General features: G+C 42.6%; 11 protein-coding genes. 7 read left to right on the top strand and 4 right to left on the bottom strand.

The window, feature by feature from the left end; translation table 11 throughout:
* The first annotated feature begins 27 nt into the window (after positions 1–27).
* The 4 genes from ACUNWA_RS05385 to ACUNWA_RS05370 all read left to right on the top strand — a co-directional run bounded on the left by ACUNWA_RS05385 (position 28) and on the right by ACUNWA_RS05370 (position 5939).
* Positions 28–1809 carry a chloride channel protein gene (locus ACUNWA_RS05385; RefSeq protein WP_445590862.1) on the top strand — a complete coding sequence of 594 codons (1782 nt, stop codon included), beginning with the start codon at positions 28–30 and terminating at the stop codon, positions 1807–1809.
* A 16-nt stretch (positions 1810–1825) separates the two neighbouring features.
* Positions 1826–3595: a chloride channel protein gene (locus tag ACUNWA_RS05380; protein WP_445590861.1), complete on the top strand. Its 1770-nt coding sequence runs from the start codon at positions 1826–1828 to the stop codon at positions 3593–3595.
* 144 nt (positions 3596–3739) lie between these two features.
* The gene (locus ACUNWA_RS05375) at positions 3740–4597 is read left to right on the top strand and encodes a LytR/AlgR family response regulator transcription factor (RefSeq protein WP_445590860.1); all 858 of its coding nucleotides are present in this window, start codon (positions 3740–3742) and stop codon (positions 4595–4597) included.
* Positions 4598–4853: 256 nt separating this feature from the next.
* On the top strand, positions 4854–5939 hold the full coding sequence (locus tag ACUNWA_RS05370) for a fatty acid desaturase family protein (protein ID WP_445590859.1): 1086 nt from the start codon (positions 4854–4856) through the stop codon (positions 5937–5939).
* A gap of 66 nt (positions 5940–6005) precedes the next feature.
* On the opposite strand, the gene ACUNWA_RS05365 is transcribed toward ACUNWA_RS05370, so the two are convergent.
* Both ACUNWA_RS05365 and ACUNWA_RS05360 read right to left on the bottom strand, forming a co-directional pair.
* Entirely contained in the window at positions 6006–6404 is a 399-nt protein-coding gene (locus ACUNWA_RS05365) for a hypothetical protein (RefSeq protein ID WP_445590858.1), read from the bottom strand.
* A gap of 185 nt (positions 6405–6589) precedes the next feature.
* A complete protein-coding gene (locus tag ACUNWA_RS05360) occupies positions 6590–7063 on the bottom strand; it encodes an aminoacyl-tRNA deacylase (RefSeq protein ID WP_445590857.1) in 474 nt (157 codons plus the stop codon).
* A 484-nt stretch (positions 7064–7547) separates the two neighbouring features.
* Between ACUNWA_RS05360 and glyA the strand changes: the two genes are divergently transcribed.
* The 3 genes from glyA (at position 7548) to ACUNWA_RS05345 (ending at position 11465) form a co-directional block, all read left to right on the top strand.
* The gene (gene glyA, locus ACUNWA_RS05355) at positions 7548–8828 is read left to right on the top strand and encodes a serine hydroxymethyltransferase (protein ID WP_445590856.1); all 1281 of its coding nucleotides are present in this window, start codon (positions 7548–7550) and stop codon (positions 8826–8828) included.
* A gap of 684 nt (positions 8829–9512) precedes the next feature.
* Complete coding sequence (locus ACUNWA_RS05350; protein ID WP_445590855.1) at positions 9513–10715, top strand: metallophosphoesterase; 1203 nt, start codon at positions 9513–9515, stop codon at positions 10713–10715.
* A gap of 297 nt (positions 10716–11012) precedes the next feature.
* Positions 11013–11465, top strand: a complete 453-nt coding sequence (locus tag ACUNWA_RS05345; RefSeq protein WP_445590854.1) for an OsmC family protein — start codon at positions 11013–11015, stop codon at positions 11463–11465.
* Positions 11466–11681: 216 nt separating this feature from the next.
* On the opposite strand, the gene ACUNWA_RS05340 is transcribed toward ACUNWA_RS05345, so the two are convergent.
* Together ACUNWA_RS05340 and ACUNWA_RS05335 are read right to left on the bottom strand one after the other, a co-directional pair.
* A complete protein-coding gene (locus ACUNWA_RS05340; RefSeq protein ID WP_445590853.1) occupies positions 11682–12986 on the bottom strand; it encodes a hypothetical protein in 1305 nt (434 codons plus the stop codon).
* Positions 12987–13183: 197 nt separating this feature from the next.
* Entirely contained in the window at positions 13184–16546 is a 3363-nt protein-coding gene (locus ACUNWA_RS05335) for a TM0106 family RecB-like putative nuclease (protein WP_445590852.1), read from the bottom strand.
* Between the last annotated feature and the right edge of the window lie 544 nt (positions 16547–17090).

The raw sequence follows: 17090 nt of genomic DNA, 5'->3' as shown, positions 1-17090 counted from the left end.
ATACCCTTTTATTACTTTTGCGCTCAAATGGAAAATAAGCTGCCGATAGTTGTTCGTTTTCACCGTTGGCGTTTAAGGCATTTAAGCGAACGCCGCTTTGTCGTAATCTTAAGTGGAGTGATTGGTATTCTTGCCGGACTTGCTGCCACACTGATTAAAAATGCTGTTTGGTTAACCGAGCGATTGGTTCATACACTGACCGCTGGGAAGGATCTAGAACATTACAGTTATTTCATATTACCCGTTATTGGGATTCTTATCGCTGTTTTATTTATTAACTACATTATTAAGAGTCCTGTGCGACATGGGATACCCAATGTTCTGCATAGTCTTTCTATGCGCAGGGGCGAATTGAGCAGGCATAATCTGTTTTCTTCGATCGTTACTTCAGCTTTTACCGTTGGCTTTGGAGGCTCGGTGGGGTTGGAGGGGCCGACCGTAGCTACAGGTGCTTCTTATGGTTCCTGGCTTGCCAAACTACTGCGGTTGAGTTATAAAAACACTATTTTAATGCTGGCCTGTGCTGCGGCAGGGGCTATGGCTGCCATTTTCAAAGCTCCCATTGCAGCAATTGTTTTCGCCGTTGAGGTCATTATGATTGACTTAACGGTTTTTTCATTAATCCCGTTGTTGCTGGCTTCTTCAACGGCCGTGCTAACCTCCTATTTTTTTATGGGGCAGGATGTCTTGTATCCGTTTTCGGTGGAGACTAGCTTCGAAATGAATGACCTACCATATTACATTTTACTAGGGATTTTAACGGGCCTGGTTTCAGCGTATTTTTCCAAAATGTATTTGTATGTCGAGAATATATTTGAAGGATTCAAGCGGAAGCGCACTCGCCTGGCTGTTGGAGGTATTGGCTTGGGTATTCTCATTTTCTTTTTTCCCTCACTTTATGGTGAAGGCTATGAAGCAATCAACATGTGCCTGGAGGGCGACATGACTTATCTGTACGACAATTCCGTTTTTCACAGCTTGCAAGATGAGTATTGGAGTGTTTTTGTTTTGCTTGCTGCTGTTATCCTGTTAAAAATTGTAGCCACTACTTTTACCTTTGGAGCAGGTGGTATTGGCGGAATTTTTGCGCCAACCCTTTTTATGGGGGTAAACACAGGCATGTTGTTCGCCCAGTTTATTAATATGACTGGCTTGAAACATTTAAGTGTCAATAATTTTGCCTTAATAGGTATGGCCGGATTGCTTGCCGGTGTACTGCATGCTCCTTTGACCGGCATCTTTTTGATTGCGGATATTTCCGGAGGCTATAAATTGTTTGTTCCGTTGATGATTGTGGCAACCTTTGCCTATCTCACCGTAAAAGCATTTACGTCCAATTCGGTTTACCATATTCAGCTGGCTAAGCGCAAAGAGCTGATGACTCATGATAAAGACCTGAATATTATCCGGATGATGGAGGTTAAGAAACTGGTGGAAACCGATTTCCAAGTTCTGCACCCGGATGCGACCCTCAGAGATCTGACGCAAGCCATCTCCAAAGCACATCGTAACCTTTTCCCCATTGTTGACGAAAAGGGGTATTTGAAGGGCATGGTGAAAATGGACGATATAAGACATCTTATTTTCAGACAAGAACTCTATGATAAAGTTCATGTGAGCCATTTGATGTATTTGCCGGAGCATTCCATTTCGACCCTTGATTCGATGGAACAGGTCATCGAAAAATTTGAATCGAGTGGTAGGTACAACTTGGCTGTTATCGACAATGGGAAATACATTGGGTTTATCTCAAGGGCCCGTGTTTTTTCTATTTACCGGAGAAAAATGGCAGACTTTTCACACGATTAAGAATTAAGTAATAGACATGTTGGGTATAGATCATTCAAAAATGAGTTCATTGGCCAAGCAGCTGATGGGGACAAAAAAACTGTATTGGATCAGTTTTATAATTGGAGTAGTGAGCGGAGTGGCAGCGTTGATTCTGAAGAATCTGATTCACTTTATTGGAAATAACCTGGTCGGGCATTTTGTCATTACCAGCGAAAATTATTGGTTCCTGGCGTTCCCGCTTATTGGTATTGTCATCACCGTTTTAATTATTCGGTTTTTTATAAAGGATGATTTGGGGCACGGGGTCTCGAAGATTTTGTCCGCTATTTCCTTGAAGAAGGGTAAGATTAAGCCACACAACTCCTTCTCATCCATGATTACCAGTAGTTTTACCATTGGTTTTGGCGGATCGGTAGGGGCTGAGGCTCCGGTCGTTTTAACTGGAGCTTCGATTGGTTCAAATCTGGGACGTTTTTTTAAGCTCGATCAGGCCGATATTATGCTGATGATTGGTTGTGGAGCAACCGGCGCTATTGCCGGTATCTTTAAGGCACCCATTGCCGGTATTGTTTTCACCCTTGAAGTGCTGATGCTTGAATTGACCATGGCATCGCTCGTTCCGCTGTTGATTTCCGGAATTACCGCTGCAGTTATTGCTTTTTTCTTTATGGGCGATGCTGTTTTGTTTAAGTTCAATGTCATTCATTCGTTCGAGGCAAAGCATATTCTCTATTACATTGTGCTTGGTATTGTTGCTGGTTTTTTCTCCTTATATTTCACCCGAGCTACCATGTGGGTTGAACGTAAAATGAAAGGCATTGGCAAGCAGTCGACGCGATTAATTTACGGAGGTGTAATTTTAGGGGTTCTTATTTTTGTCTTTCCGCCGCTATGGGGTGAAGGATATACTTCAATTAATAAGGTTTTTAACGACATGGGGCTTAACCTTCTCGATAATTCCATGTTCTATGAATTTCGCACCAATCCCTGGTTTTTTGTGACGTTTCTGATAGCTCTTCTTTTTTTCAAAGTGATAGCCATGTCGGTAACCACGGCTACCGGGGGTATTGGAGGTATTTTTGCACCAACCTTGTTTGTCGGGTCCATAGGCGGATATTTCTTTGCATATCTGTTAAACCTGGTTTTTGACGTGAATTTGCCTTTGGATAATTTTGCTTTGGCAGGCATGGGAGCCATGATGGCCGGGGTGATGCATGCCCCCTTGCTGGGGATTTTTCTAACAGCTGAAATTACGGGTGGCTATGAACTTCTGTTTCCTTTAATTATTTCTGCTTTGGCAGCCTACATCACCATTATGCGTTTTGAGCCTCACTCCATTTACACCAAGCGACTGGCGATGGATGGCAAATTGGTGACTCACCATAAGGACAAGGCCGCGCTTCACTTTATGGAAGTGGAGGAATTGATTGAAACTGATCTGGAAATGGTTGATCCTGAAGCGACGCTGAGGGATTTGGTGAGGGCTATCTCACGCTCGAAACGTGATTTGTTCCCGGTTGTTGATGCCGATGGTATGCTGAAAGGAATGGTGAAAATGAATGATATCCGGGATATTGTGTTTAACCAGGAGTTGTATGACGAAGTGCTGGTTAAAGATTTGATGTATATGCCTGAGTTTTTTATTTCGCCGAAGGATTCGATGCATAAAGTGGCGGAAAAATTTGAAACCAGCGGACGCTATAACCTCGCTGTGATTGATAATGGCAAATACATCGGGTTTATTTCACGAGCTACTGTTTTCTCAATCTACCGCGATACGGTTCGTACTTTCTCACAGGAGTAACCTTCCTGCTCACCTATTCCGAAAGATGCAAGAGTGCCGCTTTCGGAATAGGTAATCCTGAATAATGGTTTGGGAAAACGGAGAATTTAAATTCAAAAAAATGGAGTAACTTTGAGTAAGAGGTATTTTACAGTTTCCTTGCTCATGGGCTCAATAAGATTAGATAGATTAATTACCCTCTTGAAAGAAGACTTGAAATTCTTACTTAGCATTGCCTTAGGCATTTATTTATTTCTTCTTTTCTTTCAACCTATTCCGTTTGATCAGTTTGATTTTAACAACAGGCTTTTATTTGCCGCTGGTTTTGTGGCCATTATCTTCTTTTTTCAGGTGTTGATTCGTGGGCTGCTTCGCAGTTTCCTGCCCCAGTCTCGTTTTAGTAAGGATGAATTACTGTTGTTTTCCTATGCCAGCATTTTTTTAATTACGATTTTGAGCTCTTTGGCAATTGCTTTTTACCTGCGCTATGTGGGGGCTGTAACCATAACTTTTCACCTGGTGTTTAAGGTCATATTTGTTTGCCTTGTCTCGCCAGTACTTTCTACGATTTACGATGCCTTTTCAAGTCTGAAAAAGCAGCTTGAACTCGAGATCCAGGAGAAGGAGAATATTCAAAAAGAGATCAGGCACTATCAGGAAGACTACCAAAATCAATCGCTTGAACTGATTTCGGAACACCATGCTGATCACCTGAATGTATTGGTTGCAGACTTGCTTCTTCTGCGTTCGGCTGACAACTATGTCGAGATCACTTACCGGGAAGGCTCCAAGCTGAAAAGAAAGTTAATCAGGAACACTTTAAAAGCAATCGAGCAGCAGATTAAGTCATTTTCTGGTTTTGTGCGTTGCCACAGAAGCAGCATTGTTAATGTGTTTCATATTGAAAAGCTGAACCATGAGGGAAATAGCTATTGGCTCAAGATGAAAAATATGGATGAGCCTGTACCCGTTTCCCGCCAGTATTTACTGAAAATAAAAGAAGTTATTTCGGTTATGGGGTGAATGGTATTCACCTTTCCTTTTTTAAACTCGTCCCAAAATATTTTGAAATTCGTGCTTTCAATAGCCGTTAATCCCTTTTCTGTTTCGCAGCAGTTTATTGGAGGTATCTTTGTAAAGTCTTTCAGAGCGTTACTCCATACTTGAAAGACATTCTGTTTGACAAGCAGGGCTGTTTGCGATCAGGAGATCTGATCATCGGCTTGTCGCTACTGTTTACAGGTTTACAGACAGGCTATTTTATTAAAGAATGACTACCATGAAAACACCAGCAATTCAATTCCCCAATACCAGTCAGCAAGAGTTTGTTCTTGAACTCCGAAAACGCATTTTCGATTATTTTGAAGAGAATAATATTTCGAAGTATGGTAACAGCACCATGTTTTTGAAAACCGCCTTCATGTTTAGCTTGTACTTGGCTCCCTATTTCCTAATGATCTTTTCGGTTGTTACAAACCCACTGATTCTGTTTTTCCTATGGGTTACCATGGGCTTTGGAATGGCTGGTATTGGCCTGTCGGTTATGCACGATGCCAATCATAATTCGTATTCAAAAAATCAGACAGTGAATAAAGTGTTGTCTTATTCTCTGAATCTTTTGGGGGGATTTTCGTCTACCTGGAAATACCAGCACAATACGCTGCACCATCATTATACAAACATTGAAGGACATGATGAGGATATTGATGCAGGAAAGGCATTGCGCCTTTCTCCTAATAAACCACGGTATAAATTCCATCGGTTTCAGCATTTTTATGCCTGGTTTCTTTATAGCTTGATGACCTTGATGTGGACAACCAGCAAGGATTTTAAACAGTTATACCGTTATTCGAAAGAAGGGGTGCTATTGGGTCGTAAAAGCACTTATGGAAAGTTGCTGATGGAATTAATAGTGTCCAAAGTATTTTATTACAGCTACATTTTGCTAATTCCGATTTTGGTCCTACCCGTTGCGTGGTGGATGGTCCTTCTGTTTTATTTGAGTATGCACTTGATCTGTGGATTTATATTAACTGTTATTTTTCAAACAGCGCATGTGATGCCCGGTGCTCAATACCCGGTTCCGGACGAAAGTGGAACGGTTGAGAATAATTGGGCCATTCATCAATTGCTGACAACCACAGATTATGCGCCTGGAAATAGTTTGTTCTCCTGGTTTGTTGGAGGATTAAATTTTCAGGTTGAACACCATTTGTTTCCGGCGATTTGTCATGTCCATTATCAGAAAATTGCGTCTTTGGTCAAGCAAACGGCCCGGAAATACAATTTACCTTACCGTGTGGAGTCAAGCTTTTTTCAAGCTATTGGCAGTCATTTTAAAATGCTTCGGATGTTGGGGCGCTAAGCTAAGTTCTTCTTCGCTTTAATTTTGGAGCTGATGCCTTTGGTCTATTTCAAAGGTTCTTGCTTTTTAGCTCATCCGTTTGTAAAACGACAGGTAGATCAGCAAAAACAGGGAGGTGAAAATGAAATTGATGACCGAGAAAGCGCTCCATCCAAGCCAGAGCACGGGCATAAACAGCAGTGCCAGTTGTGCTCCCAGGTAAAAGAAGAATCCTGCTTTTTGCCATTTTCGGATTTTAATTGCGCCGATCAATGAAAGCAACGAAACAGCCATCAGCAGCATAAAGTAAACCGGAGTAAAATGGTCCATGCTGGTGCTGTTGGTTACGCTGATGATCCAGTTTTTGGATGGCCCAAAAACGAGTGCGACAAAACCAAACACCAGTACGCCAAGTCCGCTTCCAAGCAGGCTTAGCAGGGTGGTGGATACAAATAAGAGCGGTTGATTTTCGCGGTCTTGCTTCATGATAACTTTTTCTGGTTCGGCTCAAAAGTATTCATTTCTGTCTTAAAATAGAATCGGGCAGCTGAAGATTTCGCTTTAAGGGTCGTGATGGGCAGACTCAAAAAAAAAGAAACCTCAGGGCAATGAGGTTTCCTTAAACATCGTGCGCGTTTGTTCCGGCTTGCAGAAGGAGGAGTGTGCACGGACTAAATGACCCGGGCTGTGGAAAAAGCCAGAACTACGGGCTGTACCAATCGTTCAAAATCGGCATAGGCCATTCGGATGAGTTCAACATGAGTGCCGGCATTGAAGGCAATTTCTTCATCTTCAGCCAGGCTCTGTGCAACAAAAACTTCCATATCGTACAGGTTGCCAAAAGGAGGCATTGCCCCGATTTCGCAATCGGGAAACAGGTGCTTGAATTCCATCTCATTGGCCAATTCAACTTTTTTGGCGCCAATTAATTCTTTTAACACATCCAACTTAACCAGATACGATGCTGGGAGAACAGCCATCGCCATTTTACCATCGATTTTAATCATTACTGTTTTGGCCAATTCCTTACCAGGAATATGCGTTGTGGCAGCAATTTGTTGTGCGTTAAATGCCAGTGAGTGGCGGATGGTAATGTACTCAATGTCGTTTTTGTCCAGATAGTCTTTTAATTTTTTAATAGGCATAATGTTTCATTTTACTACCGTAAATCACAGATGTTTGGCATACATCACATAGCACTTAACTCAAAAACCATCGCGAAAGCATCTTGTGAGAAAAGAAATGATTTTTGGTTAGTTTTTAATCAGAGCATAATTGGGTATTCAATGAATAATACCAACAGACGTATTCAATTCTACTGATCCATTCAACTTTTGTTACCAAAAGCACGATGTTTAACAGGTTTCATGCCGCTTTTCGCGGGCATGTCGGGGCAAGTGCCAATGGAGAGGCGCGGCACGCATTACAGGCGGAATGTTAAGCGTAAAAAAAAACTGCCCTTTGTTCATTTCTATTCGCTTTCGGTCGACGTAAAATATTTTACCTTTACGCTTTAATTCATTTTTCGAAAAAACATCAGATGAAACACGCCATCAGAACGGTTTTCGCCGAAAGCAAAGTGGTGGTGAGTTCCATGTGTCAGGGTATAAAATAAACAATTATAAGCACATGAAAAGAGATCAACTTGTATTTGACATTATTGAAAAAGAACGCCAGCGTCAGTTGAGCGGAATTGAATTAATTGCATCGGAAAACTTCGTGAGCGAGCAGGTGATGGATGCGATGGGTTCTGTAATGACCAATAAATATGCTGAAGGCTACCCAGGTAAACGCTACTATGGTGGATGTCAGTTTGTCGATTTGACCGAGCAGCTGGCGATTGACCGTTTAAAAGAACTATTTGGTGCAGCTTATGCCAACGTGCAGCCTCACTCAGGAGCGCAGGCCAACGCTGCCGTATTAAGTGTGATTCTTAAGCCTGGCGATAAATTTTTGGGACTTGATCTCTCTCACGGTGGTCACTTGTCACATGGTTCTCCGGTTAACTCTTCGGGTATTTTATATCACCCAATTGCTTATCACGTGAAAGAAGATACCGGTTTGGTGGATTACGATGAGATGGAAGCTTTGGCACGTGAGCATCAGCCCAAATTAATCATTGGTGGAGCATCGGCATACTCGCGCGAGTGGGATTATGCCCGTATGCGTAAGATTGCCGACGAAGTAGGGGCAATGTTTATGGTTGATATGGCTCACCCTGCAGGATTGATTGCTGCTGGTTTGCTGGAAAACCCGGTTAAACATGCGCACATTGTAACTTCAACAACACACAAAACATTGCGTGGTCCTCGTGGCGGAATCATCTTGATGGGTGAAGATTTTGAGAACCCATTTGGATTTAAGACACCTAAGGGGGTAACGAAAATGATGTCAGCCGTATTGGATTTTGCGGTATTCCCCGGACAACAAGGTGGCCCGCTGGAGCACGTGATTGCTTCCAAAGCCATTTCTTTTGGCGAAGCGCTTGATCCTTCTTACAAAGAATACCAAACTCAGGTGAAAAAGAATGCTGCTGTTATGGCGCAGGCTTTTGTAGACAAAGGATACAAAGTTATTTCCGGAGGAACCGACAACCACAGCATGTTGATCGACTTGCGTACCAAATTCCCTGAACTGACTGGTAAAGTGGCTGAAAACACCTTGGTGAAAGCTGATATTACCATCAACAAAAATATGGTGCCTTTCGATAGCCGTTCGCCATTCACCACTTCAGGATTGCGTGTAGGTACGCCAGCCATTACCACGCGTGGTTTGAAAGAAGACCAAATGGCCATTATCGTTGACTTGATTGACGAAGTGCTGAGCGATGTGGAAAATGAAGCCGTAATCACTTCAGTTCGCGAAAAAGTGAATAAAATGATGAAAGACCTGCCTTTATTTGCCTGGTAGTCGCTTTCGGATTAAAGCATATTGAAAAAGGTATTCCATTTTGGAGTACCTTTTTTTTGAAAGTCTTTTTCTATTAGGACTCCAAAATTTGATAATGTACTTGATCATTATAAATCCATGAAGTCTTATCAGACGGATTTTACGCTGCCGTCTTGAAACAAAGAGTAAACAGAAAATTTCAGAAAGCACTACGTTCAGCAGAACCAAGCAGGCTTGGATGCTGCCTTCACTTAAACGTGCTTTTTAAGGCTGATTTTTATCTTCACCCGCTATCTTTCTAAAAGCTAAGTTCAACGAGTGATTTCCTCCTTTGTCGGAACTTCTCGTTTGCACTAAGCTTTCAGTTTGATTTCGGCCTTGATAAAAATGGGCCCATCTGCTCCTAATTAAACTTTAATTAGGATTCCCTCCTTTTAGTTGACTTTCATTTCTGTTGCTGATCCTCATAAATCATGTGTTTTGTTGTGCCCATTCGGCCTGGTTCGAGAGTTATTGCTTTGCTTGAAGTCTGTGGAGTCATACGGTTGAATGCTTTCAGTGCCTTTTGTTCCGGGGATGTGCCCACATGGTAATTGGTTTCATCCTGGCACAAGACGAGGGGAGAGGCGCGTTTTTGGCGGACGATTTCCGGATCATCGAATGGTTTTTTATATTAGCTGTTCAATTACTACTAAACGAAAACGTATGCATATCAAATCGAACAATCTCATTCGCCTAATGCTTTTAGTGCTGTTAGCTACTCAAATAAGCCTGGCATCGGCAAGTGCTGGCCCCCAAACTACTCGGGAAGAGCCGGTTGAAGCTCAGTCGGTCTTTCGTACCAAACCCTTTTTGCAAAATCCGATTGGTGGAGGAATTACCGTATCGTGGTTCACCAATGTGCCAACGCATGGATGGGTGGAATTTGGTGCGGACGAAAGTCTGGGCACTAAAATGGAAACCCTGATTGCGGGACAGGTTGTGGCTAATGTGAAACAGCACAAGGTGCGTTTGGATGGACTTCAGCCGGGACAAACCTACTATTACCGGGTTTGTTCCAGGGAGGTGCTGACTTATGGAGCCTACAAAAAAGAATTCGGAGAGGTGGACTACAGTGAGACCTTCCAGTTTACACTGCCCGATATGAAGAGCCCCGATTTCACCGCCATTATTTTTAACGATTTGCACCAGAAGAAGCAAACCCTGCAGCAACTGATGACACAGCTTGAAGGGGTGAACTATGATTTTGTGCTTTACAACGGCGACTGCATTGATGACCCGCGTAGTGAAGATCAGGTGCTTGATTTTTTGACCTTTTCCAATGAGCAGGTTAATGCGGCCGAAAAGCCTGTGTTTTACATCCGCGGAAATCATGAAATAAGAGGCGCCTATTCGGTTGAATTCAACCAGCTTTTTGATTATGTGGGGGGAAAAACCTATGGCGCCTTTAACTGGGGCGACACCCGTTTTGTAATGCTGGATTGCGGCGAGGACAAACCCGACAGCCATCCGGTTTATTATGGCTTGAACAGTTTTGAGCAATTGCGAAACGATCAGTTGGATTTTCTTCGCCATGAAACCAAGAGTAAGGCCTTTAAAAAGGCTGCCAAGCGGGTGCTGATTCACCATATTCCTTTGTATGGCATGGATGAGAAATACTACCTGCCATGTGCCGAGCTGTGGAGCGAAACCTTAAATAAGGGCCGGTTTGCCGTTGCCATAAACGGGCATACCCACAGCTCTGCTTACCATGAAGCGGAAAGCCTGGGTAATGATTACCCGGTAGTGATTGGCGGCGGCTACAGTGCCAACAACGCTACGGTGATGGTTCTGACCAAAACCGGCAATTCGCTGCACCTGAAAATGATTGGCTACGATGGTGCTGAACTGGGCGATTTTTATTTCTAAGAGGAGATGCCAATTGGACCGGAGATAAATATTTCTTGCACCAGATTCGGACTGAATTTTCAAATTCGGGATTTAAGTTGTATCATTGCAGGCTATTAATCGCACAGCGTAAAAAAGAATTAATGAATTTATCATTTTCCATCATCAACATGACGAATATGTGTTGCTGTATGTTTTTCAAACATGTGGAGGGTGATGCTGTGCTTCTATAAATTATAGGATACTTAAATATAAAATAGGTTTCAGCCCTTCACAGTTTTGTGAAGGGCTTTTTTTTTACTAAAAATTCAAAAAAGAATGGCAGATTTAAATTTTAAAATTGAAGGTGAAGCTCAAACAGGAGCGCGATTTGTTGCAGGTGCACGGCAGTTTACGATTGTAATTGATGAGCCCCCGGCGCTTGGAGGAGATGACCTTGGAGCAAACCCCGTTGAATACCTACTGGCCAGCTATGCCGGATGTATCAATGTTGTTGCCCATCTTACAGCAAAAGAATTGGGAATTCAGGTTGAAAAATTGGGTATTGAGGTAAGCGGTAACCTGAATCCTGCCCGCCTGATGGGGCAGGCAGATGCCGAGCGGGCCGGATTTAAGCAAATTAATGTCAAGTTTTCGCCCATTACGGATGCCGAGCCCGAGCAAGTCAATCAATGGATTAAGCTAATCAAAGATCGTTGTCCAATTAATGATAACCTGGCTAATGTTACTCCTTTGACCTTTAATTTGGTTCATGAAGAAGTAAGTGTTTAAATAGTTGCAATGAAGCTGTCCCATAAGTCACTTTCGCTCGAAAAACCGTCATTGCGAGTGAAACGAAGCAATCTGCTATTCAAAAGATTGCTTCAGTCGTTCCTCCTTCGCAATGACGAAGAACTATTCTTTTTGGACAGCTTCATTGCTTTTTTGTTTTATCTCACCATGCGAAAGGATGCACGCGGGAGCAGTGTTAGAACAAATAAACGATTGCTAGGACGATTCCACTGGCTGCTCCATGTTGACGGGAGCTTCTTCGTGCTTGTTTGCTTCCTGGCTACCTGCCGCCTGTTGCAGACCCAGGTAACAAGCCAGTCGATCGGCGCAAGCTCCTTGCTTTTTATTTGCTTTAAGCATCCAGGAATAGTTTAACTGCAACAAGCCGCCACATCCGACTTGGTTAAAAAGTTCTCTTAGTTGCTGATGCTCTTTAATATCGGATGCAATAAACGTGTGGAGACGGTCAATTCCCAGGTAAGCTTTATCCAGTTTGGCCAGGCCGGCCAGCTCTTGAAGCTTTTTCCCTTCGGGTGTTCCATTGTTGGTTACAAAAAGGAAGGTACGAACCACCAGCTTATCACCAATGATATCGGCTTTCAGATAACCCAGCCGGATGTCGCCCTCAGTCATTGGGAACAGAAAGCTGTTGGGTTTACCTGCCGGAAGCGGTGCTTGCAGCAAGGCCGTAACGATATACAAATAGCTTAAATGAACGAAAGCTTTTCCGAGCCGTTCTTCCATACGCACCAAGGCATGCTTTTGAATAAATACCTTTAACGGAAACTTTTGCATCACTCCTTTCAGCCCCAGTTTTTCGGGGGTGAGCGTGAAAGGGATAAATTTTTGTTGCGTATTTAGACACACCCGAAAAACGGTGCGACGGTGCCCGCCAATTTCCAGTAACTCGGTTTCGACCTCTTTTTGTTCCACCACATAGTTGTTGTAGAAAGGCGATAAATCGAGGGGGGGGCGGTTATCCTCCAGCTTTTCTTTAACAAAACGGGTCGTACTGCTTGTAAAATCGGAAAACAGCCAGGCTAGATTCTCTAACCGGCGTTCAACCGTATTAAATACTTTGAGGCGTTGTGCATCAAACTCCTCTTCTTCAAAAATCGGAAAACACGCATAAAACCGTTCGCCAACATCGGGCTCCTGCCGGGCCACATTGCGCCAAAATAGGAACAGGGTTTCGGCATAGATTGAAAAATCGTACAAGCTCATCTTGATTTGGTGCTTGTCCAGCTCAACCTTGGTGTGCTGCAATAAGCGAGTTAAGTTGTTATTCAGCATCTGCAAGGCTGCTTTCGATGCCCGCTTCCCTTCGGTTGGGTTAATGACCTTAAAAGGACGAATGCGGGTGTGGTAAATCATCAAGCGTCTTCTTTTGTTGAGTAAATCAAAGGCCGAATCATCGCCCAGTAGCGCCATGATTTGTTTCAGCTTTTTAAAAAACTCGTTTTGGCGGTGCTGACGCTCTTGTTTGTTTTGAATGGCATTGTTTTTCTTTTTCCGTTTCATAAGCAGTGGTAGGTTAAGTTAAGCAGGACGTAACCTATTCGGTTATAATAAAAAAGATATTAAAAAATGCGCTTCAATGCACCAGCTTCGTATACCTCCGCTGGTGCCAATTGGCAATTTGTGCCTTGCCCTTTAAGGCTATTAACTTCTTGCTTTTACCAGCAAGGCAGGATTTGAAAAACCGCGCCAGCAAGGGCTTAAGTCCATTGTGAAAGTTCCTTAAACCTACAAAAGGCATTAGCTAACTTTATTTGGTATGGGCTTTTGCATTCTGTTTCAAAAATAGCAGGGTTGGCTACCATAATAAAACAAATGCGTGCTCTAGATACGGCTACGTTAAAGCGGTTTGGACTAAACAGAAAATCCACGCCGCGAGGGGCTTCTTCTATGCTGGAAGTAGCCGCAGAGTAGATAATTACTGGAGCTTCCTGACCCTGGAATTTGTCAACCGTGCCAACTTCTAAATTTGGGCAGCGTTGTTTGATGGCCTGAACTTGTGCGTTGTACGGAGTAATGATTTTAATGTCACTGACAGTCAGGGGAGCTTTTACACCCTTTTCATTGACGAATTCAACATCTCCACCGGTCAAGTTCGCTACAATTTCCGCCACCATCTCAACCTCTTCGGATGATGAATTGGTATTTCCTGTATGCTCAACCTCTTCAAGATACAGTCCAGCTCCAGCATACTTTGAGCCTATTATCTGCTGATGATCAAGATGCTCTTTTGATTGTAACCGGTTCTCATAGAAAAGCTCAGATATAAACGTATTGATATGCGAATGCATACGCCATGTATCAGCCAAAAATACACCACGCTTATCAGAAATGGTTTTCTCCCCCTGCAATACGTGTTCCAGAGCAGAAACTTCAGTACCATCTGGGTGAACACCTTGTTGTGGTTGTTTCAATTGTTGAGGATCGCCCAGCAGTACAAGGTTGGAGCAGGAGTGTGAAACAGCAAGTGTATCGATCAAAGACAGCTGACCGGCTTCATCTACAAAGAGATAATCTATACTATCTGCATAAGACGGTTTGCTCCACATAAAAGACGTTCCGGCAATAACATCCATATTCCCTATAGTGGCTAGGATAGCATTTTCATCATTGCTTACCGTCCAAGGGGAAGGGGTATCTGGATTTGGCTCGGTTTTCTGTAGCATTTGAATCGAAACTCCTTCCTCTTTAGCTACCTCCCAAACCTTGGTAAGCAAGTTCGTGATGACCTTATGGCTTAGAGCAGTAATACCAATTTTCTTGCCTTGCAGAACCAAACGAACAATAAGGTGGCTTCCTGTAAAACTCTTACCCGCACCGGGGGGACCTTGTACCGGCAAATAACTATTGTCAAGTTTGGCTGCAAAATCAAAGGTTCTTTCTAGAATATCTTCATTTTCAATCGAGACTTCTGTTAAACTAGGTGGAGCATTCATGAGTAATTGTCGTGCAGCTCTGTATGTTTCATCTGCACTGTCTATGCCATTGTCCACAACCCATTCTGCCAGCCTGATAATGGCTTCTTCCTTGGTGCTGGAATTAACGTTTTCCAAACTCATGACAGAAACAGGGTGAGGTAGATTGATTTTAGATGGACCTTTTTTGATTTGGAGTATACCCGCATCAATATCAATCTCATGAATAGTGCCCAGCTTATTACCTTCTTGATCCTCTAAAGAATGACCTGGACGCAAATCACATTCCTGAGGTGGAACTATATATGAATCAACTACACTTTTTTTTACGGAATCTCGATTCCCGGTATACTGAAGATAAGATATGGCTTTTCGCTCTTCCAAGAGTTCATCTTCAGGAAGCTCTTTCAATCGGAAAAACTCCCACCAAAATGACTTTTTCTCTCTGCGATACCAATCCAGCATATGGGCGAGAATAAACCGAGCTTGTTCTACATCGTTTCTTTCAGCCTTTATAGCAGGCACACCGTCGAGCAAAGCATTCATAATGGGCTGAATTCGAGCTTGATGAGCTGTAATGTTATCACTGGCATTACCATCCCCATCTTCAGGCCGTGCAATGTTCTCGCCTTCATTGATAAGACTTACTCGAATCTCTTCTAACCATCCTTGAAGGCGAACCAGTGATTCGCAGTCATCTTGATTGTAGAGCTGGACGGCATCTTTTGTTTCCTTATCCAGTTTATCAATGTTCCCAGTTTGAAGCATCAACTCCAATTGTGATTTGTGACTTGATAGTTCACGCAAATCCATTTTACGTTCATAGCCAAAGAAGATCTCCAAGTCCTTGATTGAGTATTTTTCAACGCTAGCTCGTAGAGATTGCCGGACAACATTATAGAGATCCACAAAAGTGTTTGACCTTAAGAATGTGTCAATTTCATTTTCGTGTGATGCGTATTTACCCATCAGCCGCTTAAAGGCCGTGACTTCATATGGAGCATAATGGTATATGTGGAGTGTGGGATCTTCTTGTTTTAGTTGAAAGGCAAAGTCAATGAATTGCTCAAAAATTTCTTTTTCTTCCGCTTCGCTATTAGCCCATAAAGCATGGTATACACCTTTGTGTACATAGCCAATCATGTACTCAAGACCATCGGGTTCAACCATACGGTCGCCTTCAAAATCGAGGTAGATATCATTCATAGAAGGCGCTGGCAGTTTGTTTAATCCTTTGTCTTCTTTAATTTCTAAGGTTTCATAAATCGGTTTACCTCCAGCATGTCGGCTTTCATTCTGCACACGTGCCTGTTCACGTAGTTTGTTGTATGTCTCTTTTACTCCTTTAGACGGATCAAAAGGCACTGGCAAATCAAGGTTGGCAAGTTTTTCTAGGGTGTCAACATCATGCAATTTAAATTCCTTTATCTGAGATGAACCCATTCCGGCAACAAAAGTAAGGTGGTCATCATTTCTTCTTACAGCATTACATTTCTTCCACCACTTGCAGATGTCGCAATGGCTAACAGGTTCTGGATAAGTTTTGTATTCATTGACAATGGCATCCTCAAGGTTTCGTTTTACCAATCGGATATAAGCCGCATGTTCATCATAGCGATAACGCTCTTCTCCTTCTGGCTTTATCACTCCCATATACTCCGGAGTAATCCCTTGGACTTGAGCCACACGCTCGGAATAAAGACCAATCTGCAATATTGTTCCAGCCTTGGTTTCATTTGCCAACTTGGTATCCCAAACCTCATAAGACCAGTTGCCAAAATTACTAGGTTTATCAACCTTTTTAAGAAAATCAGCCCAGCCACTCCATTTACCATCTTCTTTTAACCGTGCTTGGTAGATCACATCAACGCCAGCTTGCATTGCCTCAATCGTGTGTTTTTCAGAATGGGGGTTTTCATTGCTGATTTCTGCAATAGTTTTTCCTTGATTTTTGATCTCCTGTAGATGACTTGCTTCAAACTCATTACCCTTTTCTTGAAGCATCATCAACACTTTGTTGGTGTATACTTCAGGATCCGTGATTTCTCCTCTTGCATGTTGCTTATTGAGCTGTGAGAGATGCTTGCAGCTGCTGTGAGAAGAGAGGTCGGAAGGGGAGTAAATTATCTGGTTGTTCTTGTATTTCATATAAAATTGATGAAAAGATATTCTTTGAAATAATTATTGCGACTTAATAAAATAGTCAGGGATTCTAATAAAATATGATCTTCCAATTTCATTTAAAATTGTGTCTAACTCCAGTTGTTCGTCCACTAAAGTTATTTGATAAATTGTTATTTCCTGCTTTAGGTGCAGTTCGTTTCTTTTATAAAATTGAGTTCATTAAAACGATTTTTACACTTTTGATGATCGTTTTGCGATGCCGGCTTGAAAAGGGGTAGGAGGGCTGGTGTTTAAATTCATCGTTTAAAGTTTAGTTGTTTTCGATTTCGTCGATTAAGTTATAAAAATTTACAAAATGTATGTACGAATAAGCTCCTTTTTATTTTCGTTCTAAATCACTGATAATCTTTATGGAGCATTTTCTATTTAACACCTCAGGGGGGTACTTCCGAAGTACCCCCCCCCACCTCCAAACCGAACTCGCGGAGGTCGAACGTGAACTCGCGAGGGTCAAAACCGAATTCAGTTCCCTTGGAGGTGAATTAGTTTGGGTAAAACATGAATTAAT

This window comes from Sunxiuqinia sp. sy24 (genome assembly GCF_052677165.1).
The sequence above is the reverse complement of the archived record's forward strand: the minus strand, read 5'-3'. Positions and strand labels throughout refer to the sequence as shown.